General features: G+C 44.9%; 21 protein-coding genes. 14 read left to right on the top strand and 7 right to left on the bottom strand.

Annotation, left to right across the window (positions count from 1 at the left end; genetic code table 11):
* Window positions 1-11 precede the first annotated feature (11 nt).
* The 6 genes from pepT to dapA form a co-directional block, all read right to left on the bottom strand.
* Window positions 12-1,247, bottom strand: coding sequence for a peptidase T (pepT, locus tag DYADSP32_RS00545; RefSeq protein ID WP_149244521.1), 1,236 nt, complete (start codon window positions 1,245-1,247; stop codon window positions 12-14).
* A gap of 47 nt (window positions 1,248-1,294) precedes the next feature.
* On the bottom strand, window positions 1,295-1,759 hold the full coding sequence (locus tag DYADSP32_RS00540; RefSeq protein ID WP_149244522.1) for a nucleoside triphosphate pyrophosphohydrolase family protein: 465 nt from the start codon (window positions 1,757-1,759) through the stop codon (window positions 1,295-1,297).
* 252 nt (window positions 1,760-2,011) lie between these two features.
* Window positions 2,012-2,581 carry a MarC family protein gene (locus DYADSP32_RS00535; RefSeq protein ID WP_149244523.1) on the bottom strand — a complete coding sequence of 190 codons (570 nt, stop codon included), beginning with the start codon at window positions 2,579-2,581 and terminating at the stop codon, window positions 2,012-2,014.
* 128 nt (window positions 2,582-2,709) lie between these two features.
* On the bottom strand, window positions 2,710-3,414 hold the full coding sequence (locus DYADSP32_RS00530; RefSeq protein WP_149244524.1) for an NUDIX hydrolase: 705 nt from the start codon (window positions 3,412-3,414) through the stop codon (window positions 2,710-2,712).
* Between the two features lie 121 nt (window positions 3,415-3,535).
* Window positions 3,536-4,600 carry a pyridoxal-phosphate-dependent aminotransferase family protein gene (locus DYADSP32_RS00525; RefSeq protein WP_149244525.1) on the bottom strand — a complete coding sequence of 355 codons (1,065 nt, stop codon included), beginning with the start codon at window positions 4,598-4,600 and terminating at the stop codon, window positions 3,536-3,538.
* 95 nt (window positions 4,601-4,695) lie between these two features.
* A complete protein-coding gene (dapA, locus tag DYADSP32_RS00520) occupies window positions 4,696-5,586 on the bottom strand; it encodes a 4-hydroxy-tetrahydrodipicolinate synthase (protein WP_149244526.1) in 891 nt (296 codons plus the stop codon).
* Between the two features lie 245 nt (window positions 5,587-5,831).
* Here dapA and DYADSP32_RS00515 point away from each other — a divergent pair, with 245 nt between their 5' ends.
* The 3 genes from DYADSP32_RS00515 to DYADSP32_RS00505 all read left to right on the top strand — a co-directional run bounded on the left by DYADSP32_RS00515 (window position 5,832) and on the right by DYADSP32_RS00505 (window position 7,961).
* Window positions 5,832-6,527 carry a siderophore-interacting protein gene (locus tag DYADSP32_RS00515; RefSeq protein ID WP_149244527.1) on the top strand — a complete coding sequence of 232 codons (696 nt, stop codon included), beginning with the start codon at window positions 5,832-5,834 and terminating at the stop codon, window positions 6,525-6,527.
* A 13-nt stretch (window positions 6,528-6,540) separates the two neighbouring features.
* A complete protein-coding gene (locus tag DYADSP32_RS00510) occupies window positions 6,541-7,407 on the top strand; it encodes an AraC family transcriptional regulator (protein ID WP_414617395.1) in 867 nt (288 codons plus the stop codon).
* Window positions 7,408-7,598: 191 nt separating this feature from the next.
* A complete protein-coding gene (locus DYADSP32_RS00505) occupies window positions 7,599-7,961 on the top strand; it encodes a DUF4180 domain-containing protein (protein WP_149244529.1) in 363 nt (120 codons plus the stop codon).
* A gap of 59 nt (window positions 7,962-8,020) precedes the next feature.
* Here the strand turns inward: DYADSP32_RS00505 and ligA are convergent, their stop codons facing one another.
* Entirely contained in the window at window positions 8,021-10,111 is a 2,091-nt protein-coding gene (gene ligA / locus DYADSP32_RS00500) for an NAD-dependent DNA ligase LigA (RefSeq protein ID WP_149244530.1), read from the bottom strand.
* 153 nt (window positions 10,112-10,264) lie between these two features.
* Here ligA and rpe point away from each other — a divergent pair, with 153 nt between their 5' ends.
* The 11 genes from rpe (at window position 10,265) to DYADSP32_RS00445 (ending at window position 26,614) form a co-directional block, all read left to right on the top strand.
* Window positions 10,265-10,921, top strand: coding sequence for a ribulose-phosphate 3-epimerase (gene rpe / locus DYADSP32_RS00495; protein ID WP_149244531.1), 657 nt, complete (start codon window positions 10,265-10,267; stop codon window positions 10,919-10,921).
* Entirely contained in the window at window positions 10,918-12,201 is a 1,284-nt protein-coding gene (locus DYADSP32_RS00490; protein ID WP_149244532.1) for a DUF4038 domain-containing protein, read from the top strand. Before rpe ends, DYADSP32_RS00490 begins: the two co-directional genes overlap by 4 nt.
* A gap of 131 nt (window positions 12,202-12,332) precedes the next feature.
* Window positions 12,333-14,315, top strand: coding sequence for an OmpA family protein (locus DYADSP32_RS00485; protein ID WP_414617394.1), 1,983 nt, complete (start codon window positions 12,333-12,335; stop codon window positions 14,313-14,315).
* 133 nt (window positions 14,316-14,448) lie between these two features.
* Window positions 14,449-16,197: a glycosyltransferase family 39 protein gene (locus DYADSP32_RS00480; protein ID WP_149244534.1), complete on the top strand. Its 1,749-nt coding sequence runs from the start codon at window positions 14,449-14,451 to the stop codon at window positions 16,195-16,197.
* A gap of 141 nt (window positions 16,198-16,338) precedes the next feature.
* Window positions 16,339-17,166 carry a transketolase gene (locus tag DYADSP32_RS00475; RefSeq protein WP_149244535.1) on the top strand — a complete coding sequence of 276 codons (828 nt, stop codon included), beginning with the start codon at window positions 16,339-16,341 and terminating at the stop codon, window positions 17,164-17,166.
* A complete protein-coding gene (locus DYADSP32_RS00470) occupies window positions 17,159-19,153 on the top strand; it encodes an NAD-dependent epimerase/dehydratase family protein (RefSeq protein WP_149244536.1) in 1,995 nt (664 codons plus the stop codon). The genes DYADSP32_RS00475 and DYADSP32_RS00470 overlap by 8 nt, the downstream gene beginning before the upstream one ends.
* Entirely contained in the window at window positions 19,150-20,070 is a 921-nt protein-coding gene (locus tag DYADSP32_RS00465; protein WP_149244537.1) for a transketolase C-terminal domain-containing protein, read from the top strand. Before DYADSP32_RS00470 ends, DYADSP32_RS00465 begins: the two co-directional genes overlap by 4 nt.
* Window positions 20,067-21,764: a hypothetical protein gene (locus tag DYADSP32_RS00460; protein ID WP_149244538.1), complete on the top strand. Its 1,698-nt coding sequence runs from the start codon at window positions 20,067-20,069 to the stop codon at window positions 21,762-21,764. The genes DYADSP32_RS00465 and DYADSP32_RS00460 overlap by 4 nt, the downstream gene beginning before the upstream one ends.
* 2 nt (window positions 21,765-21,766) lie before the next feature.
* The gene (locus tag DYADSP32_RS00455) at window positions 21,767-22,885 is read left to right on the top strand and encodes an acyltransferase family protein (RefSeq protein ID WP_149244539.1); all 1,119 of its coding nucleotides are present in this window, start codon (window positions 21,767-21,769) and stop codon (window positions 22,883-22,885) included.
* Window positions 22,886-23,077: 192 nt separating this feature from the next.
* Window positions 23,078-23,818, top strand: coding sequence for a glycosyltransferase family 2 protein (locus tag DYADSP32_RS00450; RefSeq protein WP_414617393.1), 741 nt, complete (start codon window positions 23,078-23,080; stop codon window positions 23,816-23,818).
* A gap of 111 nt (window positions 23,819-23,929) precedes the next feature.
* A complete protein-coding gene (locus tag DYADSP32_RS00445; protein ID WP_149244541.1) occupies window positions 23,930-26,614 on the top strand; it encodes a hypothetical protein in 2,685 nt (894 codons plus the stop codon).
* Window positions 26,615-26,616 lie beyond the last annotated feature (2 nt).

Genomic DNA, 26,616 nt, shown 5'->3' with positions numbered 1-26,616 from the left:
ATACCCAGCCGCTAAGCTTTTTCTTCCCAAACCTTACTTAAATTGACAATCACTTCAACAGCCTTCTCCATATCCTGAACCGACACCCATTCAAGCCGGGAGTGAAAAGCATGTTCCCCTGCAAAAATATTAGGGCATGGCAACCCCATGAAGGACAATCGAGATCCGTCCGTACCACCCCGGATACTTTGGCGCTTGGCAGTAAGGCCTGCCTGCTCAATAGCCAGCATCGCATTCTCCACTACCTGCGGATACTGATCCAGAATTTCCTTCATGTTACGATATTGCTCTTTGACGGTGATTTCACAGCGTGAGCCGGGATACCTGGTCATAACGTCCTGCACAATACCCGACAACATTGCCTCTTTCTGATGCAGGCCCGGCGTCGTAAAATCACGGATTATAAAATCCAGTGTCACCTTCTCCTGAATGCCCTCGAAATGAACAGGATGAATAAAACCTTCCATACCTTCCGTTGTTTCCGGCGACAAAGCGTCTTTCGGTAAAGCGGCCAGTATTTCTCCCGCTATTTTTAATGCATTTTCAAGTTTACCGATTGCATAACCAGGATGCGTGCTCACACCATGGATCACCATGCTCACCCCATCGGCAGAAAAGGTTTCATCTTCCATGGTCCCTACCGCTTCCCCATCTACCGTGTATCCAAAGTCAGCACCAAGTATGGACAAGTCCACTTTTTCAGTACCCCGCCCCACTTCTTCATCAGGTGTAAAAAGAATCCTGATGTCACCATGTTTGATTTCATCGTGACTGATCAGGTAAGCAGCAGCGGTCATTATCTCTGCCACACCCGCCTTATTGTCTGCACCCAGCAGGGTGTCTCCGCTTGCGGTAACTATATCATTCCCAATCTGCGTGTCCAGATCGTGCAATTCCGAAATCCTCAAAACTTGAGTTGTATCTTCCGGAAGAACTATATCCGATCCATCCCAATTCCTGTGTACAATCGGCTTTACATTCGCTCCGGACACATCGGGTGAGGTATCTACATGAGCGCAAAAACAGATTACAGGTACATTGGTTTTATCAGTATTAGCAGGAATGGTGGCATACACGTAGCCATGCTCATCGAGAAATGCATCTGCCACACCGATCTCAAGCAATTCCTTCACGAGCAGGCAGCTTAAGTCTCTCTGCCTGGCCGTACTGGGAAAACTCGTTGATTGAGGATCCGACTGCGTGTCTATCCGGACATACCGAAGAAAACGATCAAGAACACTCTCCATTAGTTTTTGAATTTCTGATTGCAAAATAAACACCGGGGCACACCGCCTTAACCCAAAATTCCGGAAAGGTCAGCAGGAGAATAATTGATACTTTTTAAAGTTTTATCATCAGCGGTACGGTAAACCAAATATTTACCACCGTCTTCTTTAAAGTAGCATTCAGTCCCCTTCGCCTGATAATGCGATACGGTTGCCTCGGCTTCTTCTACACTATTACATGCCTTCGACATGTTGGATCGCTGCACTTCATCGAACAATGTCTTAAATTTTTCGCCCAGGCCAAATTCGAGTATCGCACCCGAAAGTACATATTGAAGGTCACAAAGGGCATCAGCCACTTCGACAAGATCTTTTTCAAGAATAGCTACTTCGAGCTCTTTCAATTCTTCGGCAAGCAGGGCTACCCTTAATCTGCTCCGTTCTTCGGAAGGTAGCGCGGGTGCATCCAGTATGGGGTGCTTAAATGTGCGATGAAATTCTGCGACCTGGTTCAGGCTGTCTGGTTGTTGCATTGGTGGTAATGATGATAATATTTGAACGATTAGCTTTTAGCTTTTAGCTTTTAGCTTTTAGCTTTTAGCTTTTAGCTTTTAGCTTTTAGCTTTTAGCTTTTAGGGTAATATTTTTTGTTGATTTGAAGTTCAGTCGTTTAGAAATAAATGAATAAAAAATAAAAAGGCAATTGTAAAATACGCTGCCCAATACATTCACAATTAGTTTAGAAATTCGATCAGCGCAAAAAGAAAGCCATCAGCTAAAATCTCTCAGATTACCAGATTGGTCTTAAACAGTTTTATGGCTATGGCCAAAAGAATGATTCCGAACACTTTACGCAGAATTTCGATCCCACCGCTTCCCAGCTTGTTTCCGATCCAGCTGGATGATTTAAGCACAAGAAACACAAACAACAGATTCAGAAGCACGCCTACCAGAATATTCTGTATTTCGTAAGCCGATCTTAAAGCCAGCAGCGTGGTCATGGTCCCGGCACCCGCAATGATGGGAAAAGCGATGGGAACAATGGAGGCGGAGGTAACATCCATGGTTTCATGTTTGAAAAAATTTCTACCAAGAATCATTTCCAGACCGAGCAGGAAAAGTATTATAGCGCCTGCCACAGCAAAGGATGCTACATCTACTCCGAAAAGGCTCAAAAGGCGTTCTCCCAAAAAAAGAAAAACGATCATGATACCACCAGCTACAAGCGTAGCCTTGCCGGATTCGATATGCCCCAATCTTTTCCTGAAGTCTACGATCACAGGAATGGATCCCAGTACGTCAATGACTGAAAACAGGATAAGGGTGACGGATACTATTTCTTTGAAATTCAACATCGGGACGCAACTTGGGCGATTGTGCCGCAAAGTTGAACAAAAGCTTGTGTTTACACAAACCTTTCTTTGCCGAATTGCGATGCTGGCCAGTGCCAGAAAGATTCTATCTGTATTCCTGTTTTGTAAAATCAGCCGGTAAAGAAATTCAGAAAAGTATTGAACTGCTTTTTGTATTTGTCTTCATCAATACGATAATAGAATGCACCCTTTTTAGAATAACCCTTCTGCTTTTCGTCCAGTTTTACCAGCAAATGGGTGGATAACAGTTTTCTACTGAAATTTCTTTTATCAAGTTCTGTTCCGAAAATAGCCTCATAAAGCTTTTGCAATTGAGGAATTGTGAATTTTTCGGGTAGCAACTCAAACCCGATCGGATGCTGTGAGGCCTTATAGCGCAAATGTTCTATGGCCATGGTTACCATTGAACCATGATCGAAGAGAAGTGGGGGCAATTCCTGCATGGAAAACCACTGCGCTTCAAAATTTTTGGAAATTTTACTGTCGTAGTCTTCCACATTAATCAGCGCGAAGTAGGCAACCGACACGGTTCTCTCCACCGGATCCCTGCCCGGATTCCCAAACGTGTACAGTTGTTCAAGGTATATATCTTTCAGGTTGGTCAGCTCAAAAAGGATACGATTCGACGCCTCCTCAAGACTTTCCTCAGGTTGTACCCATCCGCCCATCAGCGACCAGGTATGACGTTCTTCTTCAATTCCCCTTTTGACAAGCAAAAGCTTTAATTCGTCACCGTCAAATCCAAAGATGATAGAATCAAGGGCTACCAGACATTTGGTCTGGCTCTCATATTGTTGTAAAATATCTAATCGCACAAGTAATTTGTGAGGAGTTAATTAAAATTTGCGGTTAAGTAGTCCATCTGTACTTATTTCAGTCCTGAGGCATCGTACACGGACTTTCTAATAAAAACAGATTGTGTTTATTACTACTCATTCAGGAGACGGATTCAAAATCCGCTAAAAAATGCTTCAGCACCGAAATATCATCCGAACTGATTGCCGGAAAATTCGCAACCCTAAAAGTTCCCTCTTTCCAATTTCCGTATCCATTGCCCAGTACAATATTTTGTTGTTTCGCCTTTAGTTTAATCGCCGCCAGACTGGTGGGCTCCATTTTCACTGCAATCACCGTCTCCGATCTTACTTTCTCATTGTGTACCAGTAGCGGATACCCGAGTGTTTCCAGCAAAGCATACATTTCATCCGCGCGCCTGCCAATTTCCCTTGAAAGGGTTTCTATTGGCTGCACCTGTTCCATCACACGCCCCAGCAGGTAGATAGCCAGGGTATTAGGCGTATAGGGTGTCTGAAATTTCAGAAAATTGTCCCTTGTAAAAAGCAGGCTGTTATAATGCTGCTGCTCGTTGTACTCGCTTGCTTTTGAAATTGCCTTTGGCGACACCACCATAACTCCGAGTCCCGCCGGCAGTCCAAAACACTTTTGCACGGACGCATACCAGACGTCCGCGTCGAGCCAGGGTAACGCTATACCAGCCATGGAAGATGTGGCATCTACCGCAATCACCTTTTCTGTATTGCGCCTCAGGTCTTTAATAAAAGAGACCGGCAATGCCGTACCGTTGGAGGTTTCATTGTGCGTAATACAAATCACATCATCTTCCATCCTCATCCCGGCGAGTAGCTCCACACCGGGCGCTTCATTCAGATCAAATGAAATACCGTGTGAATCCGGGTTCAGTTTCTGAGCATACTCCATCCATTTGGCTCCGAAAGCTCCGTTGTAGATGTGACAACTTGCATTTGAAACAAGCGACTGAGAAATAATCTCCCAGCACTCGGTGGCAGACGAAACAAAATACACTTCGTATCCAGCGGGTATATCCAGTTTTCGCTTTAAGCTACCAATGGTCCCTTCCAGCATCTTCATAAATGCCTCACTCCGATGATTGACACTCAAAATTCCGGAATGATAAGCATCCGACAGATAGAGCTCAATTTGCGGATATACCTTGGAAGGCCCGGGATAAAATGTGATCATTGGCTGTAACTTGTTAAACGCATTTACATCTAAACAAAAACATCACAGGATTGGGTAATCCTATGATGCCTGATATCAGAATAAAATCGTACTTCTTAAATAAACCCCTCACGAATCATGGCGGCGTGCAGCTTCTCTCCCAGCCCTTCGGATGCCCTTAATAACGGCAACCGAACATCTGCACTACAGATACCCTTGATTTCAAGACATTTTTTGATCCCAACTGGATTCGATTCTATGTACAGTAAAGTATCAAATTCGAGAAATGCCAGTTGCAACCTGGCAGCCTCTTTAAACCTTCCTTCCAGCGCATGCCAGGTAAGATCCGTAAATTCTTTCGGAAAGGCATTGGCAATCACTGAAATAACCCCATGCCAGCCTACACTTACCATCGTAGTGACCAGGTTGTCATCGCCGGAAAGCAGAATAAAATCCTTCGGAGCCCGCAGAGCCAGATCCATGCTTTGCTCGATACTTCCACCCGCATCTTTGATACCAATGATGTTGCGATGCGCAGCCAAAGTAATGATGGTGTCCGCATTCATGTTCGTAACCGTGCGACCAGGTACGTTATATAGTAACACCGGGACGGGCGAGGCATCGGCAATCGCTGTAAAATGTGCGATGATTCCTGCCTGGGTGGGTTTATTGTAATAAGGGCACACGGATAAAATCGCGTCCACGCCAGTAAAGTCCATACTACTGATTGTATCCAGTATGGCTTTGGTGTTATTACCACCAAGCCCATAAACAATGGGTAGTGACTTGTAATTGTTCTGAATTGTAAATGCCAGGATATCAAGCTTTTCCTTTGAGGAAACTGTTGGCGACTCACCCGTAGTCCCCTGCACCACAAGGTAATCCACTTCCCCCTCCGTAACCAGATCAATCAATCTTTTCAGACCTGGATAATCTATTTCATTCTGTTCATCAAAGGGGGTGATGAGAGCGGCACCTACTCCTTTGAAACGTTCGTCCAATGGCATTATATACTGATATAATTGGTAAAATTTCGAAGCGCAAAGGTAAGGAAGTATTCCGGAAATAATAGTGAGACACAGGCAGTAAATGAGTAGAGAGAAAGTTAGTTTACTTCCGGCAACGCATACTGGCTGGGCGTTCCAACTAAAATTGGACGACAATAAACCGCCATTCGTCCACCTAATCCTGCCATTCGTAGGACAAAACGCCAATCCATGTTCAATACTTTTGTCCGACAAAAATTAAAAAAATGGCAAATATTCTAAAAAAGGCAGTATCAGGACTCCTGGAGAAGATGTTGACGTCTGCCACCGTTGCGGACGTCAGAGCCTGGCAACCTGCTACGATGTACGAAGTAGATGTGTACCTTCCCACAATCAACATGGAAAAGTGGGACAGCATCAAGCGGTTAAAATGTAAAGTGGACGACCTGCAATACCGGGATTATACGCCTGCATCCTGGAACCCGCAGACACATATGTGTACGATGTACATCGAAGCCGGGCATAACGGAGCAGGAGGACGATGGGTGAAGCAATTGAAATCAGGTGATCAATTGCTTTTTGGCGCTGCACATGCCGCCCAGTTACCTGCACAGGAAGGATCTGTGCTGTGCTTGGGAGACGGCAGTGCGCTTGGGCATTTTCTGGCATTAAAGCAATTGACCGACCGCAGCGTAAATCCCATTGAGGCAGGTATTTTTTTGCATGATCCCTACCAGATACCCATTTCCCTTAAAATAGAAAATCCCGATTTTGAATGGATTATGCATCCCGAATCCGCTTCGTTGAACGCACTTCTGTCGTGGTGCGGGCAAAGGGATATAAATAGCTATACTTCTGTTTATATTGCAGGAAACATACCCATGGTGACGGGCTTGCGGAAACAACTAAGAGCAATGCCCGGACTACGTGCCAAAATTTATGCACACGGGTTCTGGTCATGAAAACAAAAAACAAATGGCAAAAGCAAATATAGAATTATTGCAGTTGGAGGAAAGTTTTTCGGGAATATGGATCAACCCCTGGTCTAATCATCCGGAACTGGAACGCATCAAGACCAAAATACATGCGCCACACCGTCATGACCACTACGTTTGCTTTTTTATCGAAAGCGGAGAGCTGAATTTCAGCGTTGATTTTCAGCCTGTTGAGATCCGTCGGCCTTCCCTTTTAATTTCCAGCCCGGGACAGGTTCATAAATTGGGTTATGCAAAAGATATTACAGGCTGGGGACTGGCCTTTAATGCCAGTTTTATCGACCAGGATTCACGCATGATCATCGAGAATTCCTTTACAAAAGTGGCCTTGCTGAATTTGGGCGATACTGAAAAAAAATGGTTCTCAGGTATTTTGCAATTAATTTACTCATCTGTTCACGAGGAAAAAGAAGCTCATTTTGCACAGGCGCTTATCCAAACACTGTTAAACTCCTTTTTTTATAAATCCGCGGCTATTTTTCAAACCCAGGAAGATGTGCGGAGCCGAAACTACTCTACACGCAGTATTGAAATCACAAGGCAGTTCCGTCAACTGGTGAAAGAGCATTTTCCCAAACTGAAAAAACCAGCTGACTATGCTTCGAAAATGGCACTGACAGTAAGCTACCTGAACGACACTGTAAAGTCCACAACGGGATTTCACGCCACCTGGCTTATACAGCAGGAGATTTTCAGGGAGGCGCAAAGACTGTTGTTTTATACCGACAAAAGTGTAAAAGAAGTTGCCTTTCAATTGGGTTACGACGACTACAAGTATTTTATCAGAATGTTTGGCAAAATCACAGGAATGTCTCCGGCAAGCTTTAGAAAAAGCAGCAAATCCTGATTACTGCCCGAACAATTCGCTTTCGCAGATAACCTCTGCTTATCCCCACCAAAGAACTACACGAAACTTTTCTGCTAAATTTGTGAGACAGGCGCATCATGCAGGTTATGATCATGAAGGTAACGCAATTGAAGTTCAAATAATTAATTGCGTCATCTTAACTGGCCGTCCGGAAATCAATCAGAAAAGCGATGAAAATAGAAACAGAAAAAATAGACGGTCTTCAAATTGCCGTCATCGCGTCCGAAGATATTGTAATTGCGGCTGCCGAAGACGGACTGGATTTGTTGGGCAATCTTTACTACCAGGGTTTCGATAAAATTATCCTTGATGAAAAAAACATCACGCCGGATTTCTTCAATCTGAAAACCGGCATTGCGGGCGACATACTACAAAAGTTTTCCAACTATCGAATGGGTTTAGCCGTTATTGGAAATTTTGAAAAGCATCAGGGGGCCATCCAGGATTTTATTTTTGAAAGTAACAGAAGTGGCCATGTCCATTTCGTCTCTTCAAAGGAGGAAGCAATGGAAAGGTTCTCAATGCACAATTAGGGCCCTTGCACCCAACAAAATCCGATAGCCGACAGAAATGTCCGGCTATCGGATTCTCACTATTCTTCAATCATCAACAGAAACTCCTCCTCGGAAATAATCGTTACACCAAGCTTCCTGGCCTTTTCCAGCTTTGATGGCCCCATGTTGGCTCCCGCGAGCAAATAATTAAGCTTACCCGACACGCCGCTGAGCATTCTGCCCCCATTGGCTTCAATCTTCTCCTTTAATTCGTCACGGTCAAAATTTTCAAAAACACCTGAAATCACGAAAGTTTTGCCTTCCAGCACATTACTTTCCATCACAACCGGCTTCTCATCTGTGGCCATCTGCAGACCTGCACGTTCCAGCTTATCCACCATGTGTTGATTGCCGGGCTGTGCAAAATAGTCAATCACGCTCTGCGCAATACGCCCCCCGATTTCAGGCACGGCCACCAGTTCTTCATAAGTGGCTTTCCGTAGGTTATCAATACTTTTAAAATAGGCCGCAAGCTTATCCGCGACGGTGGCACCTACAAATCGGATCCCCAACCCGAACAATACGTTTTTGAACGGCGCAGACCTGGATAATTCCAGTCCTTTCAGAATGTTGTCCACCGTCTTCTCCCGAAAACTAATCTTTTTAAATTTACCGGTTTCTTCATTCAGGATACTTTTTTCAAGGCCCAGCAGGCGATCGTGGCTCAGATCGTAAAGGTCTGCCGGAGTTCGCACCAGTTTCTGATCAAAGAGCAGTTCTATTTTACCTTCACCAAGACTATCGATATTCATGGCCTTCCGGTGGATAAAGTGCTCTATCCGCCCCTTTAATTGTGGTGGGCACTCGCTGTCGTTTGGGCAGAAAAAAGCTACCTCTCCTTCATTTCGCATCAGTTCAGATCCACATTCCGGGCAGTTCTTAGGAAATTCAATGGGCTCCGTTTGAAAAAGTCCACGCTTCGAAACATCGACTCCCGTTATTTTGGGAATGATCTCTCCACTTTTTTCTACAAAAACAGTATCTCCCAATTGCAGACCAAGTCGTTCCAGCTCATTGGCATTATGTAGCGTAGCGCGCTTCACGTTGGTCCCGGAAAGATGCACACCCTTCACCTTATTGTAAGGCAGCGTTCGCTCGCTTTCCGCACAAAGATTTGCTACGGGTGTCACCGCCCCGGTTCGCCCCACCTGATAGTGTACCGACCGAAGAATAGCGGGTTTATTTTCTGCTTTGTATTTGAATGAAATGGCCCAGCGGGGACTTTTGGCCGTAAAACCCAGCTCCCGCTGCTGCTCCAGAGAATTTACCTTGATTACAATGCCGTCCGTAGCCAGTGGCAGGGTGGCACGTTTTTCCTCCCATTCATGAATATATTCAATAACTTGGTCAATGCTCTGCACCTTTTTCCAACCAGGAGAAACATTGAAACCCCAGGCTTTAAGTGCGAGCAGACTCTCCTCATGACTTTCGAAAACCGTTTGGTCGCTCAAAAAACTGTACAAATAGCAGTCTAATGTACGGCGAGCTGTTTCAGCCGAATCCTGTAACTTGAAGGATCCCGAAGCGGCGTTTCTTGGATTGGCATACTGATTTTCCCCGAGTGTTTCCATTTCATCGTTCAACCTTTGAAAAGAACTGAAAGGCATAAAACCTTCTCCCCGAACCTCAAAAACGGGTGGAATGGATTCTCCGGAGCTAACACGCAAGGGAAGCGATCTGATGGTTTTTACGTTGTTGGTGATTTCATCCCCGCGGGTACCGTCTCCCCTGGTAACGCCTCTTACCAAAACGCCGTTTTCATACGTGAAACTCAAAGAAATACCATCAAATTTTAGCTCACAAATATACTCGTACTCTTCCCCGTCCAGCCCTTTCCTCACGCGCTCATCAAATAGCCGTAACTCCTGTTCATTGTAAGTATTATCCAGGGAAAGCATCGGATAGCGGTGGGTTATGGTATTGAAATTCTTGGTGACCGCCCCCCCTACCCGCTGTGTTGGCGAATCGATTTGCCTCAACTCTGGATGAAGTTTTTCCAGTTCCTGAAGCTTCTTCATCATCTGATCAAAGTCAAAATCAGAAATTTCTGACACATTGTCCTGATAATAGCGCTTGTTGTAATACTCCAGCTTCTCTGATAACTCCCGGATTTGCAGTTCAGGGTTCATGATATTGGCGGCTTTAAGTCTGATAAAAGTTTATTTCCGTAATGTTGCTTTCCAATTCCCAGCTGGCGTGAGCCTATTCCTAAAAGAAGACTGCCAGATCGGCGAATTATTACTAATTTCGTTCAAATTTACAGTTTATTCTTTTTTAAAATAATGGTTGAAATTGCCCCATCAATACTTGCCGCGGACTTTGCCAATTTGCAGCGAGATATCGAAATGTTAAATGAAAGTGAGGCAGACTACATTCACGTAGATATCATGGATGGGATGTTTGTTCCCAATATATCTTTTGGCATTCCGGTCTGCGAATCGATCAACAGGCATGCCCATAAACCTTTGGACGTGCATTTAATGATCGAACAGCCCGATCGCTACCTTGAGGCTTTCCGCCAAGCCGGTGCAGCTATCCTCACCGTCCATTATGAAGCTTGTCCACATCTCCATCGCACCATTCAGCATATCAAAGAGCTTGGGGCGCTTCCGGGAGTGGCTCTTAATCCGCATACACCTGTGGAGGTTCTTTCCGAAATCCTCCATGATGTTTCACTCGTGCTCATCATGTCGGTAAATCCGGGATTTGGTGGTCAAAAATTCATTGAAAACACTTATCATAAAGTTTCGCGACTCCGGCATATGCGCAAAGAGGCAAACGCCGACTTCAAGATAGAGGTGGATGGTGGCGTTAACAGCCATAATTCGCCACTGTTGGTCAATCAGGGTGCCGATATTCTTGTTGCCGGAAGCTTTGTATTCGGTTCCGCCAATCCTTTGCAGACGATCTCGGGCTTGAAATCCTTCCGAAATCTATGACCCGTTTTTGTGTAGCGGCTTTTGTATTTCTGTTTGTGGTATGTGCAGGATCCAGGTCGTGGGCTTATGACATTCCGGTTGCGAAATATCCACTCAAAGTCAGTCCAAATGGCAGACATCTTACCTTTCAGGATGGGTCACCTTTTTTGGTTGTAGCTGATGCTGCGTGGCAATTACTCCGCAAACTTAATGAGCCGGATGCGATCCAGTATTTAAATATTCGCAAATCGCAGGCGATCAATACCATCTTAATTCATTTGCTACCCGCTCAGGCCAGCCACAGGAACATTCACAACAGAAGTCCCTTTGGTGACGACAACAACCTTACCAAACCGGATCAGGGGTATTTCGACTACCTCGGAAAAATCATCAAAGGCGCCTATGACCGCGATATGGTTGTTGGCATTATCGTATCAAGGAAAAGCTGGAACTCCATCTTTGAGGCGCAGGGTGAAGAAAACTGCCGTAGTTACGGAGCCTTTGTGAGCAAAAGCTTTGCAAAGTACCCCAATGTGATCTGGGTGGTTGGGGAGGAAGAAAATCAAAACTCATTTATCTATAAGTCCTTAACAGATGGCATAAGGGTGCATTCCAAAGGTCAGTTGATTGCCGCATTTTCTTCCTGTTCACCCATGGGCGATGCCGATTCCACTGGCCCTTCCGACCTGAAATTTATAGTTCCGGATAGTACTGTTTCGGTAAGCGAATACGAGGCGCTCTCGGCCTGGCAAAAAAGCTTGGGTCGTAATTATAAGAAGCCATTTGTAGTGGCCAATATGGAGCTCCCAAAAGAAATCACCGATCAGTCCTCCATCATTAGGAATCAAGCGTATCGGTCCGTACTCAGTGCAAGTGCCGGCTTTTGCCATTCCAGTACGATCAAAAATTTCTTCCCCACCTGGAAAGTGAATATCAAGCAGGATGGAGCGGAGTATCTTGCACATTTCTCTCGCGTACTCAATCGGCTACCCTGGGAACTGATGCAACCGGATGAGCAGATCTCCTTGCTACCCGACTCGCTGGACAGGGCAGAAATAAGCGCGTTTTTCTTATCCAACAAACGAATGGCGATGCTCTATATACCTTCGTCCAGATCAATCCGCCTGGATCTGACCCAACTGCACGGAGATGACATGGTGGCGGTTTGGTACAGCCCCCGAACAGGAAAGAGGTGGGCAGGCGGGGAATTTAAAGCAAGCAGCGACGCGCTGATCGTTCCTCCAAACACTCAGTCGAGCTGGGATTGGATATTGCTGATCGGTACAAAAAACGAAGATTAAAAATACAAAAGACAATTTATGTTAGCCACTTCGCTGTGAATTAGTATTTTTACAAGCTTTGTTGTAGTGAAAATGTACGTATGTTGGGGATGAGCTTTTATTACAGAATAATTTACGGTGTTTTATTTTTATTGATAACGAAACCAGCGTTTTCGCAGGAGCTGCAATGGGCATCCAAAATCCTGGGTTATTCGTCGGAATACCGCCCCGGCCGATACGGGCAGGCGTTCCGTGCCAAGCAAATTCTTGGCGAACCGAGCAAACTACCCGATTTCGGCAACAGTCCCTGTGCATGGTCACCGGCAGAAGCAAATGGAAAAAATGAAGAGTGGATCAAGGTGGGTTTTGACAAGCCGATCAGTCTGAAGCAAGTGGCAATAGCAGAAAACTATAACCCCGGCGCAGTCTATAAAGTATTTGCCTACACCGAATCCGGAAAGGAACACCTCCTGCTTGATGAATCTGCTGCGCCGCTTACGGTACGCGGAAGAATGATGCGCGTTTTCCCTAAACAAGAGGGAATTATGGCCAATGCTATCAAGATTGTTTTACAGCCCTCCCGGGTTTCGGGTTTCAACCAGATCGATGCGATCGGAATTTCATCCAGTGCCGCGCCTATTGAAGCCAAAATTAACCTCGCTGAAAATCTGCCCAAAGATGTAAAGAAAGAGAACCTTGGAAAAACGGTGAATAGTACAGGCCAGGAGCTTGCCCCAATCATTTCCCCTGATGGCAAAACGCTTTATTTCACACGCAGCAACTTCCCGGGAAATATAGGATCTCCAGCCAAACAGGATGTATGGCTTTCGACCCTCAACCCCAACAATACCTGGAAACAACCCGTCAATATTGGCCCTCCCGTCAACAATGCAGGAGATAATGCCATTACTAGTATCTCATCCGATGGGAAAACCATTTATCTGATCAACGTCTACAACCCTGACGGAACTATGGTGAATGGACTTTCTCGATCATTTTACACAAAAAACGGATGGAGCTTTCCAAAAGAATACAAGATTGCCAACCACTACAATGACCACGAGCACACCGAGCTGGCGGTCTCTCCTCATGGAAATGTATTAATCCTCTCCGTCCAGCGAAGGGACACAGAAGGGCACAAGGACCTCTATGTGTCTTTCATAAAAAAGGACGATACCTGGTCCGAACCGATCCGGATGGGTAATGTCATCAATACAGCGTCCTATGAAGGGTCGCCCTTTCTGGCACTGGACAACAAAACGCTATACTTCACATCCTCGGGGCATAGCGGCTATGGCGAAGGGGATCTTTTTGTAACCAAAAGACTGGATGACACCTGGGTGAACTGGTCAAAACCTCAAAATCTGGGTCCGGCGGTGAACACTCCGCAGTGGGACGGCTATTTCAACATACCGGCCTCCGGCGACTTCGCCTATTTTAGCTCCAGTGAAAACGCCATCGGAAACGAAGATATTTTCCGCATACGGCTCACCCCCGAAATGAAACCCGATCCGGTGGCAGTCATAACAGGAACCATTTATGATGCCGTGGGGAACAAACCTGTCAGATCCGACATTGTTGCCGATCTCAAAAAAAATGGGGATGTATTTACAAAGGTGAACTACGATCCGGAGACCGGAGAATATCGGCTTATACTCCCATTGAAAGACATCTATCGCATTACAGCATCGCAGGACGGGTATTTCCCTGTTACCGAAGAACTTGACCTTTCGCTGGAAACCGGTTTTAAGAACATTAGGAAAAACCTCTATCTGCAACCCATCAAGGCCGGTCAGCAAATCAGGCTCAGCAATACCATGTTTGCCCAAAGCAGTGCCGATGTGGTAGCCGCATCCCTCCCTGAACTTGACCACATTGTCCATACACTGAAGGAATATCCCACAATGGAGATACTTCTTGAAGGACATACAGACAATCAGGGCGATATGCAGAAAAATGTAAAATTGTCGGAGGATCGGGTGCTACGGGTGAAGGAATATCTGGTCTCAAAGGGCATTGACAACCGAAGGATCCAAACCAAAGCATGGGGGCCCGCCAAACCGATTGCGAGTAACCTGACTGAATCAAACCGTCAAAAGAACCGTCGGGTTGAATTTACGATACTTAAAATCTAAAAATTACCAAACCATAAATTTGATTATTTTTGCTTCGTCGTTCTGGGAAAGGTCTTCCTGAAAGGCCGAATATCACTATTACAAGATCTGATCGTAAAGTCAGCCTCACTATTCATTAACATAACAAGCATTAATGCCCGGATTTTTCAGTCGAAACACCCTTTTACTTACGCTGATACTTCTTGGAGGTACGGCCCTCCGTTTATATCATCTGGACACTTATAGTATTTTTTTCGATGAGAAAAGTACTCTGGTTATAAGTCAGGGCATGGTTCTGGACGGATCGGATCAAAAAGAAATTTATCTTGCACCAACGTTTACACCAAAAGAGTTCTGGTCGGACAAAACACTCGCGGATTATTACAACGCTATGGCCCGGAGCGACATCGGAAATAGTTCGTTTTACTATCTCCTGCTCCACTTTTGGATGGAAATTTTCGGCTTATCCGATTTCTCTGCCCGACTTTTTTCAGTTGTTTTTAGTGTGCTGATCATCGGAGCCACCTATTTATTCGGGCGGCGCTTTTTTACAGAAAATACCGGTCTTGTTGCAGCAGCACTTGTAGCCATTGAACCCTTCTTCATAGCATATAGTCATCAGGCACGTAATTATTCGCTTACGTTTTTTCTCACCTTGCTTGCAACCTCCTATTTTTTACGAATAATTGAAAATAAGCGGGATAGCAGAAGCACAATTTACCTATACGCGGGCTACATACTTACCGCCGGCCTGGGTCTGCTATCACATTTCCTGACCATTACGGTACTGCTGGCACACGCTATTTATGCACTTTTTTATCTCAGAACCCTCAGCGGATGGATTAAGATGGGTGTTTCCGCCGTTTTGGCTTTGTCGGGAGTTACATGGTGGATGCTCTTCGCTGGTGGGCGATGGACGCTGAGTAATCTGCAGGATCAGGCTGATCTGTACCGGAGTGTAGCAGAAAAGCAGGCTACGGATGCATTCGGGGTTATTCTCCCGGCAACACTGAAAAATGTTTTCTTCAAGTCGCTTCCCATATTTTCCGATCTTATTATTTTCACCAACGGACTTACAGATGCACTGGAAGGGAAAAAGAACGTTCTTTTTGCCATTACCATAGGCATATTGCTAATCATCTGGTACAGGACACGTAAATACCTGAAGTTACCCGAATTGTTAACTCAGGCCATACCATATCTTTTGCTTATACCGGGCTTTATTTTTTACAGCAATCATAAATTCCAGTTCTCCATTCTCTCTGTAAGCATTTTGGCGCTTTCTTTTCTTTATGATCTGCATGTGAAGGCAACGGAAAAACAAAAGCCTCGCTTATGGCTTTTGTACATGATGTCTCTGATCCCGACGCTGTTTCTGATCCTGATGGCTTTTAAAAATGGCCATACTTACGGTATCATGCAACGTTATTCTGGTTTTTCGTTTCCCTATGTCATAATCTTAGTAGCACTGATTCTTCAGTATTACACCAGGCTGCCTGCCACCCTCAGAACGCTGCTATTCCTGTTTCTATCCATTCAGCTTTATTTTGTGGGAGAGCGGCTTCATGAGTTTTACCAGGATAGATCAGTGAAGTATGGTTATTTTGCCACGCCCCGACCGGCCAATCCGTTTCATGCCGCTGCAAAAAAAATAACTGAAGAGTATCAGGCAGGAGACACCATTCTTTATCCCGCAAAGCCTAACTTGATATTAACGGAAAATGACCGGAATTTTTCCAATTACCGAATGCGGGATGCTCAGTTGACAAATCTTTATTTGCCCAAGAATGCAGATTACATCCAAAAAGTAGATACAACCGAGAGAGACCGAATAATAATTAAGCGAAATAATCAAGCCTTGGAAATCATCAACTTAAAGGGATTACGTGCAGGAGATGACTAAATTGGCCCCAGGGCAAAATCCAAACCGTCGAATAAGATTTTGTATATTGCGGCCAAATTCGCAATCCACAGGATATTTTTCAACTTTTATTCGTACCACGGCACTTGCGGAGATAATTGAGAATCAACACACAATGCACTTATGACCTTTGAAGAAATCAAAAACGATCCCGGAAAAATAAGTGGCGACCTGCGGCTTAGGATTCTGGGCCTGTATCATAAAGCAAATGCTGGTCACATAGGATGCTCATTGAGTTGCATCGATCTGATGATTGCTGTTTTATTTCTTAACAAATCCGAAGACGATACTTTCATTTTGTCAAAAGGTCATGCCGCGGCAGCCCTATATGTATGTTTGAATGTTTTGGGTGAAATTACAGATGAAGAATTAGATACCTTTTACCTTGACGGCACCACCCTACCGGCTCATCCGGCCCCTCAGCAATATAAAGGCATTCCTTTTGCAACCGGCTCCCTGGGCCACGGCTTGCCGATCGCCACGGGCATTGCACATGCGGCCAAGATCGGAGGCGAGGATTCTTATTCATTTGCGTTGCTTTCTGATGGTGAAACAAATGAGGGAACCACCTGGGAAGCTGCACATTATGCCATTCAAAATGGCCTGGATAACCTATTTATGATTGTAGATCGCAATGGTTTGCAGGGCTTCGGGTCTACCGACCAGGTCCTGGGTGTAACCGCTTCCGTAGAAAAGTGGCGTGCCATTGGCTTTGAAACGGTTGAAGTAGACGGCCATGACATTCAGTCTGTAAGCAGGGTAATCAATGAATTGAAAGCCCGTAAGAATGGCTTACCAAAGGCTATAATTGCCAATACAGTAAAAGGAAAAGGGGTTTCTTACATGGAAAACAAGCTCGAATGGCATTATTTGCCCATGAATAAGGATCAGTACGAGCAAGCCACGTTGGAGGTAAAGGAACGATATCTTAACGAACTAACGAATGCTTGATCATTTACCGGTCTACCGAGAAAAGATAGAACAACTTAAAGGCCCAATATTTGTTTTCGGAGCCAGTGGATTTATTGGTGCCAATCTTTTCAACGATATCTTCAAAATAAGACAGGATTGCTACGCCCTGACTCACGATGCCACGAAGGCATGGCGCCTGAAATTGCTGAATGTGCCGTTTGAAAATATAGTTCATTGCGATATTCTCTCGCACAACTCTGTATCTGAGGTTTTTGAAAAATATAAACCACAGACCATTTTCAATCTTGCCGCTTACGGTGCCTACAGCAAACAAAGTAATGTTAATCTGACCTACGAAACCAACGTGATTGGTACGGTTAATATTCTTCAGAACTGTACAAAAGAAATGGTTTATGTCCATGCCGGAAGCAGTTCAGAGTACGGAAATAACTGTACCGCACCCAAAGAGACAGATCGTGTAGAGCCTAATAGTCATTATGCCGTATCCAAAGTGTCGGCAGCGTATTTGCTGGAATACTATGCAAAACAATTTGATCTCAAAACAATCAATTTGAGGTTGTATTCCATCTACGGCTACTGGGAGGAACCGGACCGCCTTATTTCCAAGCTCATAGAAAGTGCACGAAAAAAACAGCTCCCATCACTGGTTTCACCCGATATTAGCCGCGATTTCGTGTTTATCGAAGACTGTGTGGAAGCATTCGTTGATGCAGCCATAAATTTAACCAAAGCTACATCGGGAAACTCCTACAACATTGCCACTGGGCGAAAAACGACCATTGGGGACCTGGTAGAAACATCCCGCAGAACATTTGATATACCGCAGGAACCTCAATGGGGATCGATGTCGAACAGAAAATGGGATCTTGCAGAATGGTATGGTGATCCGTCCGCTTTTGAAAATGACTTTGGATGGAAAGCGCGTACCTCTCTTGAAGTGGGCCTTGAAAAAACCAGAGCATGGCAGGATGGCATTAAATACGAAGATTCGATTATCCCTGCCTTTGAAAATCCCAAGCTCAACCCGATTATCACGGCGATCATCGCCTGTTACAAGGACGCACAGGCTATCCCCTTCATGTATGAACGGCTGGTGAAAACTTTTAATGAGCTGAAGGTTCGTTACGAGATTATCTTTGTCAACGACAGCTCTCCGGATAATCAGGAAGAAATCATCAATGGCATTTGCGACAAAGACCCTAACGTTGTGGGGATCAGCCACTCCCGTAATTTCGGCTCACAATCTGCATTTTTGAGCGGAATGGAAATAGCCACGGGTGATTGTGTGGTACTGATGGATGGCGATCTGCAGGATCCTCCGGAAGTAATCCCGGCTTTTTACGAAAAATGGATGGATGGCAACGACGTGGTGTACGGCGTGCGCGTACAACGCGAAATGAAACCGCATATTCATTTCTTTTACAAGACATTTTACAAAGTATTTCAGGGTTTGAGCTACATACCCATACCCCGGGACGCTGGCGACTTTTCCATGATTGACCGCAAGGTGGTTAAGGAACTGGTAGATCTCCCTGAGACGGAACAGTTTTTACGCGGACTACGTGCATGGGTCGGTTTCAAGCAAACGGGTGTACCTTATGTAAGACCCGAACGCATGTTTGGCGTCTCTACCAACAATTGGACAAAAAACATCTGGTGGGCTAAAAAAGCCATTTTTTCTTTCAGTTTTGCTCCATTGGAACTGATGAGTTATGCAGGATTTACCCTGACCGGCCTGTCCATTCTGGGTATTATTTACCAAATTCTGGCCAAACTATTTTTCTTCCCCGATACGCCACGGGGCATCAGTACAGTTATTGTTTTGGTTGTATTTTTTGGAGGTCTCACCATTCTGGGAATTTCCTTTTTGGGAGAATACATTACCAAAATATTCGAAGAAACTAAAAAGCGACCTAAGTATATCCGAACGCGCATCAGACGTGGATCCAAGTCATACAAAACAGCCGACGAGATTCGTACACTGGTAAAACAGCTAAGAAAATGAGAAAAGAATTTTCCAATGCCATAGAAAAACTTGCCGATGAAGACGATTCGATCGTTTTCATAACGGGCGATCTTGGCTACAATGCATTAGAGAATCTCCAGGTAAAGCTTGGCAAACGATTTATCAATGCCGGTGTAGCCGAACAAAATATGGTGGGTGTGGCTGCGGGTTTTGCCCACAAAGGATATAAAGTGTTTTGTTACAGCATCGCCCCATTCATCGTTTATCGCTGCCTGGAGCAATTCCGAAATGATGTTTGTTTCAATAATCTGCCCGTTTTTCTGGTAGGAAACGGTGGTGGTTATGGCTATGGAATTATGGGAAGCAGCCATCACACTTTGGAGGACCTGGCCTGCCTCAGCGGTTTGCAAAATGCAAATGTGTGGGTCCCAGGCTTCGCAGACGAAGTAGAACCCGTTATTAATCAGATTGTTTCTGACGCCCGTCCAGCTTATTTGAGACTAGGTGCAGGCAAAACATTGCCGGCAAACAGTTATGCATCCGGCTCATTCAAGATTTTACACCTGGGAGACGCTCCCGAGGTAACCATCTTCGCGCTTGGGCCCATAGCTAACAACGTTCTTTCTGCACTGGATCAGTTGGGTGAACTATCTACAAAAATCAACGTGATCTCGGCGTTACATTTTCCATTAAACATGGAAGACGAGATTTACCGGATTTTAGAGAAAACGCCTCAGATTCTTGTTGCCGAAGAGCATGTGAGCACAGGTGGTTTGGCCCAACAACTCTCCGTTCAGTTGCTTGAACATGGCGTGCACATATCCTCATTTAAAAGTATTAAAGCAGAAGGCTACCCCAATAAAAGGTACGGCAGCCAGGCGTATCACCAGAAACTATCTGGCCTGGACAGCGGTGGCATTGTTTCCTACATCCATAATCTTTTGATTCCGGCATGACAAAAGGGGCTTTAAAGCTAATTGTAAGCCTGTTTTTACTAATTCCGGTTGTATTGTACTTCGGAGTGTGGGATTATTACGCGATCAATATTCCGAAATGGGACGATCATCCGCTGAAACAATTTATTATTGATTTTGATCGTGCCAGCGATTGGCAGACAAAACTTACTGCGCTTTTCAAACAACATAACGAGCATCGCATTGTGCTTACCAGGCTCGTTACCTGGCTTGACTTCCAGGTTTTTGGGTCGTTGAATTACAAGGATTTAATGCTGGCAGGAAATATTCTGCTGCTGGGGATGCTCCCGCTTTGTCACGTTATTCTTAAAAATAACAAAAAACCCCTGTTTGCTCTTTTACCTATACCATTTTTGTGGCTTTCACTGGCGCAATGGGAGAATATGTACTGGGGAATGGCATCCATACAAAACTTTGGGGTGGTGACACTCTCCTTGTGGACGCTTTATTTGTGTGTAAACCCTAAAAACTCCCTGTATGCCATTTCGGTCCCTCTGGCCGTTTTAACGGTATTTACAAGTCCAAACGGAATTTTTATCTTGCCCATCGGGGCGCTACTGATTTTTCTTACAGGTAACAGACAGCGGCTTGCATTATGGATTGTGACCAGTGTTGCAGCAGTATTCTTTTACTTCAGAGGCTTCGAGCCGGCCCAAAATCCGGAGTCGAAAGCGTCTGTCCTCCAACTTATTAAAGGTTTCATGGCTTTCTTAGGTTCATTTGCGGAATCATTCCCGGTAATGGATCATTTCAGGGTGTGTTTTTTACTGGGCTGTGTTTTATTCTTAGTAGCCATTTCCATTGTCTCAACAACGCTTTTCCGAATAATGCGGAATAAATACTCAGTCAAGTTTGAAAAGCTGACCGACTTGTTTTGTCTTGGAACAATCCTTTTTATCCTGGGAACCGCCCTTGTAATCGTCTACGGACGTGCAGGTTTCGGGTTGGAGGTTCTCATCAGCAGCAAGTATAAAATATATTCAATTCTGCTGTTGATCACCGCATACCTCTATGTTGTCATTCCGATTAGAGGCAGTTTTCTTTCGCCATATATAACCACAATCATCGCCCTGGCTATTACGTTTAACGTGTTCAGCTATCACTATCACCTCGTGGATGCGTACAATTTGCGTAAGTATCTTACCACATCGCAGTTCAACTGGACCTACACCAACAAAGAATTAAGGGCAGCGTCAGACACTTCGCTGGCTGCAAATATAGTAGCTAAAACAACCGTATTTTACGAAAAATGGCTCCCCATGATTTCCCTTGCTGACAAGCAGGGCTATGCCGGAGAAACGCGCCTGCTCACAGAACTTTACCAACAGACGGCGTTCACAAAGGGGGAAACCTCCCTTAAGCTTAGCAACAAAAGCTTCACAAGCCAACGGTTACAAGACAGTGGAATTTATGTTTTACTCAGTTCAAAAGATCGGTTTTATGTGTTTCCTGCGTACCGCATGAGAAATAAAAACCGGAAAGAATTATTCCTGAAACAATATTACTTTGCTCCCGGTTACGACACAGAAATTTCATATCCCGAAGAGAGCCTTAAAGCAGGTGAATATAAAATTGGAATCATTCGTCAGGAAGGAGATCAGACCGGGATTTTACTAAAAGGTGACAAGGTTTTAGTAAAGGAAACGACGCAAAAAAAGGTTAATGTAAACTGGTAGTCATGCACGCAACCACAAAGGGACATATCATACAGCTCGATGGAATCCGGTTCATTGCGGTGGCGCTGGTGCTGCTTGCTCACCTAACGGATACCTCCTATCCCCTGGGAGAGCTTGGCGTTACCATGTTTTTTGTGCTGAGCGGTTTTCTGATATCGCGTATACTCATGCAAAGTCGCGAGAAACTGAAAAGCGAACCCGGCGGATTCGGAAAATACCTTCGTAAGTTTCTCATTCGCAGAACGATACGAATTTTCCCCGTTTACTATCTGAGCATACTGATTTTGTACATTGTTGGCGAGCCGTCGGTCCGACAATTCCTGCCGTGGCTTTTGCTTTATGGCACCAACATTTACATGGCCTTGCATGAGACCTGGATGGGTTCCGTAGACCACCTCTGGTCACTGGCAGTGGAAGAACAGGTATATCTATTTTTCCCATTTCTAATATTTTTCGTTCCAAAGAAGAATCTGGTATCGGTGCTGGTCGTCATGGGTATTCTGGCGGTTCTGCTTCGATTATTCTTCTATTTAAGCGGAAAAAACTGGATGGTGTCTTACGTTTCCATGCCCGCCTGCCTAGATTCCTTCGCATTTGGCGGTATAATGGCCTGGCTACAACTCTACCGAAAAGAGACTTTTGAAAAACTATTCAGTAAACGATGGTCTGCCCTTCTGGGGCTGCTTGCCTGGCTATCGGTTTATTATTGGTCACACTATATTGAGCTGAACTACGTGCCTGCCAACAAATATAATATGGTGAAAATCCTTTTAGATCGTTTCATAGCCTCCGCATTTTGCTTCTTCCTCATCGGAAACGCTGTAATTGGATATACCGGTGTGATGGCAGGCTTTCTGGAAAACCGGGTAAGTGTGTATCTTGGCAAAATCAGCTATGGAATCTATCTCTATCATAACTTTGTTTTCAACAGCTACCATAGCGGCCCCAACCATCCTGTGGTGCGGTTCTTCAACAAAATGTATCGCCTGTTTCCCGGTCTGCATGAATTCCCGCCTTTTCACTTTGTGGTGGTTTGCATGTTTACAGTGATCGTGGCGGCAATTTCGTGGCATTTCTTTGAAAAACCCATTAATACACTAAAGGACAGATACGCCAAATAAAATATTGCTCAGAATGCATTTTACAGCCATTTTCACACGAACTCAATATAAATAAACAGTAAGCAACAGGAATAGACAGATTCTATGTCAACCAACAAAGGGTGAGCACCGCTTGCTAAATAATAATAATGCAATAAGCTGGTTACAGCTTTTTTACTTAATTTCGCACACCAATACCAAAAAAGCTTCTTAATGACATTTCTTAGCATAGTAATGCCCGCATACAATGAACAGGATTGTATCGAAAAAGTAGTTCACAATTGGACAAGTTTTCTGAAAAACCGCTTCCCCGGGGAAAATACAACCTTGATCGTGATCAATGATGGTTCAAAGGATAACACCAAAGTACTTCTGGATAAATTGCAACGTGAAGTAACACACCTCACTGTTGTTAACCAGAAAAACGGAGGACATGGAAATGCCGTTGTCAATGGCTATAGAAAAGCGTTGGAATTAAATTCGCAGTACGTATTTCAAACGGACAGCGATGATCAGTTCGTGTCAGATGATTTTGATAAATTATGGGCTAAGAAGGATCAGTCACAGTTCATTCTTGGGTATCGCGAAGTTCGTCATGATGCGGGTGTGCGGTTATTCATAACCAAATTTCTCCGCGGGACCATCTCCCTGGTTTACGGAGCTTTCATCATGGACAGCAATATTCCTTTCCGGCTTATCAGAGGATCATTTCTCAAAAAACTGATGGATCAATTGCCTAATCCTGAGCCTTTTGCACCCAATATTTTCTTGTCGGTCATGGCGAAAAAGTCCGGCCAGGAGACTTTTGATATTCCTATCACACATAAAGATCGGGAGACCGGTGAAGTGTCCATTGTAAAATGGAACTTATGGAAAGTTTGTATTCGTAGCTTTAAGGAACTCCTACGGTTTCGTATGGAGCTCAACCAAAAGGTAAAAGCACTGCGCGCCTAAGTGGAATGAATGTGTGCGTAATCTACGCATTAAGCTTGTCGTGTGTTACTGACTCAAAAACCATTTGGCAGTAGCTGGATGCCGACCTAAAACTGCCAACCGGTTAAGCTTGTGTCGAAAAAACGAATCATAACGATCCTGCTGGCAGCTGTTTTTGCACTGGCAGGATATTTTTTATTTAATTGGTACAGAGGCTCCTCAGCCGCCTGGAAGTACATACCTTCTAACGCAGTGGTGGTAATCAGTAGCGAGCATCTGCAGGATTCCAGTTACACGGCAACGGAGGCAGGACTGGATCTTAAGCGCCTGCCATTCCTGGATATTGCCAGTGACAATCTATCGTTGCTGAATCTGATCTCACCGGACGCGGCAAAGCTTCACCGATTTCTGAAAGGCAAGGCCATATCGTATTCTTTTCATCCCAGAACCAATACCGAATGGGGCGTTATACTATACATTCCGCTAGGAGAGGCTGCTGAATCCGCCTGGCTCAAAAGTCCTACCCAAACCAACGTCAGGGTACTTCACCACAATTTTCAGGATCAGAAAATCACAGATGTGAGTGACCAAAAGTCTCAGCCCTTGTTTTCATATATGATCAAGGACCACTTTTTGGTGGTGAGCTACTATGGAGACCTGATCGAAGACGTTGTCCGCACTTCCTCATTAAACATTGAATCTTTTCAGCTACGTTTCCGATTTTCAAAAATCCCCGATTCGGAATATGGCACAAGCCTGTACTTGAAAACTGAAGCATGGAAATCAGTGGTTCCTCATGCCAGCGAAACCAGCACGTTAGGCGAATTTGTAAAAAATTTCCCTGGATTCCAGGACTACCATATCGACAGAACGGACAAAAAGAACGCGCTGATGCTTAGCTCGACGGGTTCAGCCACACCTGGATACTATCTTAGTTCCTGGATCGGTACAAACCCCGGCAGTCCCTTTGCCGGACATAAGCACATCTCCCAACAAACGTCCTTTTTTTACCGGCTTTCACTGAGCGATCAGGCCACCTTTAAAAAGCAATTTTTAAAATGGCACAAAAACAATAAGTCTGAGGCCTGGGCCAGGATGAACTACCATATTGGTAAAGAAACCAATCTCTTTCTGGATAACCTGGGTTCTGAGCTGATATTGTGCCAGCTGGAGGAAAATAACAGTATCAATGACGGAAAGATACTTCTTGCACATTATGCCAACTACGATAAGCTACGCCCTACTCTACAGAAATTAGCGCGACTTTCGGCAAAAGAATTAAATGTATCCTCTGACCGGTTTCAGGGCTATGACATCTATTCCATGGACATTCCTGAGATGCCGGATGGCCTTTTCGGTGCGATGTTCAAAGGTTTTCCGAAAACCTACATCACCTACATCGCCCCCTACATGGTGATGAGCAATAATGCCCAGGTATTGCAGAATTACATTGTTGATTATGAAAACCAGCTAACCTGGAAGCAATCGCCTGAATTTGACAGCGTGCTCATTGATGCGCAATCAACGGCACAGCTGTCCATGATCGTCAATCTGCGTAAAGCACAGTCACGTTCGTCAACGAGCTCTACGAAATCTTACAGCGATCTGACTGCGAAAATGGAAACCGTGCTCATCCAATGCCGCTATGACGGAGGTGACGTGTATCCTTCCATTACACTTACGGCTAAAAAAAGACAGACCCCCGCCAAAGTGCTCAACCGCACGTTCCTTAATATTGATATTGAATGGCCGGTCATTTACGATGCCGGCCTGGCCGCTTTACAGAATCCAGTCGATGGAAGCTCTGAGGTCCTTTTGACGGATATCAATTACAATCTTCTGAGAACAAGTGACCTTAAAACCGGGAAAACGGAAAGCATTGCCAAGCTCAACGGACCCATCGTGACGTCGGCCTATAAGGTCGATTTCCTGAACATCGGGCGTCAGCAACGAGTATTTGCGACAAGTGATCAGGTGTATGCAATCGATGAAGATGACTCCACCACCATCACACGTTTCTCGAAATCATTACCTTCCGCTTCGCCCATCACGGCCCTTTTCCTGATTGATGGCGGCGATGATGGTAGTAACCGGTTTATTATCCAAAACGCAGAGCAGGAACTTTTCATCTGGGAAAGTGCGAGCAAACCAATAAGAAAACTTAGCAGATCTGTAAGATTCGAAGGTATACAGAGCCCGGTGGTAACTTTAAATCAGATTGGCAACAGAGGCTTCATCGTGACGCAACGAAACGGAAAAATCTATGTCTTAAGTGATAACGGTTCGATCAAACGGGGATTTCCTGTGGACATACTTACCAGGACAGAAAGTGCATTCACCTGGACACAAAACCCGGGTACCGGCCAGCCTGAACTGGTAGGGGTAAGCGCCTCGGGAGAATTGATCAGGATCAGTCTGGACGGTAAAATAACATCTCGCAGGCAACTTTTACGTCCCGAACCCGGCTCCACTTTTAAAGTTGTTTTTGACCGAAATTCACTGGATTGGATACTCGTTCGTTCATCGAGTTCGCGGGCTTCCATCATCACCAAGGATGGAGACGAACTATTTACAATCAAAGATGTAAAGCCGGGTGCTATCATCCAGTATCATTTTTTCGGAGTTGACAACCGATTTATCACCATTGGTTCAGGCAATTACTCTACCATCTTTGATATGACGGGCAAACGCCTGGGCGACAAGGCTATTCCGTCTGAAATGCCCATACAATTAACTTATCAACCCGGATATTACAAGCTTCTTATATTCAGTCGATCTGAGAAAAAAATCCAGGTATGGTCCATTAAGCTACGATAGCC

The sequence above is a fragment of the Dyadobacter sp. 32 genome, assembly GCF_902506755.1.
GTDB lineage: Bacteria > Bacteroidota > Bacteroidia > Cytophagales > Spirosomataceae > Dyadobacter.
This window is presented reverse-complemented; position numbering and strand designations above follow the sequence as displayed.

Bases quoted from the DNA above. Each gene is read 5' to 3' on its own strand.
- DYADSP32_RS00490 (WP_149244532.1), top strand. From the start codon at position 10,918: ATGACCCGTTTTTGTGTAGCGGCTTTTGTATTTCTGTTTGTGGTATGT.
- dapA (WP_149244526.1), bottom strand. From the start codon at position 5,586: ATGCCATTGGACGAACGTTTCAAAGGAGTAGGTGCCGCTCTCATCACC.
- pepT (WP_149244521.1), bottom strand. From the start codon at position 1,247: ATGGAGAGTGTTCTTGATCGTTTTCTTCGGTATGTCCGGATAGACACG.
- DYADSP32_RS00515 (WP_149244527.1), top strand. From the start codon at position 5,832: ATGGCAAATATTCTAAAAAAGGCAGTATCAGGACTCCTGGAGAAGATG.
- rpe (WP_149244531.1), top strand. From the start codon at position 10,265: ATGGTTGAAATTGCCCCATCAATACTTGCCGCGGACTTTGCCAATTTG.
- DYADSP32_RS00455 (WP_149244539.1), top strand. From the start codon at position 21,767: ATGCACGCAACCACAAAGGGACATATCATACAGCTCGATGGAATCCGG.
- DYADSP32_RS00540 (WP_149244522.1), bottom strand. From the start codon at position 1,759: ATGCAACAACCAGACAGCCTGAACCAGGTCGCAGAATTTCATCGCACA.
- DYADSP32_RS00450 (WP_414617393.1), top strand. From the start codon at position 23,078: ATGACATTTCTTAGCATAGTAATGCCCGCATACAATGAACAGGATTGT.
- DYADSP32_RS00505 (WP_149244529.1), top strand. From the start codon at position 7,599: ATGAAAATAGAAACAGAAAAAATAGACGGTCTTCAAATTGCCGTCATC.
- DYADSP32_RS00525 (WP_149244525.1), bottom strand. From the start codon at position 4,600: ATGATCACATTTTATCCCGGGCCTTCCAAGGTATATCCGCAAATTGAG.
- ligA (WP_149244530.1), bottom strand. From the start codon at position 10,111: ATGAACCCTGAACTGCAAATCCGGGAGTTATCAGAGAAGCTGGAGTAT.
- DYADSP32_RS00480 (WP_149244534.1), top strand. From the start codon at position 14,449: ATGCCCGGATTTTTCAGTCGAAACACCCTTTTACTTACGCTGATACTT.
- DYADSP32_RS00475 (WP_149244535.1), top strand. From the start codon at position 16,339: ATGACCTTTGAAGAAATCAAAAACGATCCCGGAAAAATAAGTGGCGAC.
- DYADSP32_RS00465 (WP_149244537.1), top strand. From the start codon at position 19,150: ATGAGAAAAGAATTTTCCAATGCCATAGAAAAACTTGCCGATGAAGAC.
- DYADSP32_RS00510 (WP_414617395.1), top strand. From the start codon at position 6,541: ATGGCAAAAGCAAATATAGAATTATTGCAGTTGGAGGAAAGTTTTTCG.
- DYADSP32_RS00460 (WP_149244538.1), top strand. From the start codon at position 20,067: ATGACAAAAGGGGCTTTAAAGCTAATTGTAAGCCTGTTTTTACTAATT.
- DYADSP32_RS00470 (WP_149244536.1), top strand. From the start codon at position 17,159: ATGCTTGATCATTTACCGGTCTACCGAGAAAAGATAGAACAACTTAAA.
- DYADSP32_RS00535 (WP_149244523.1), bottom strand. From the start codon at position 2,581: ATGTTGAATTTCAAAGAAATAGTATCCGTCACCCTTATCCTGTTTTCA.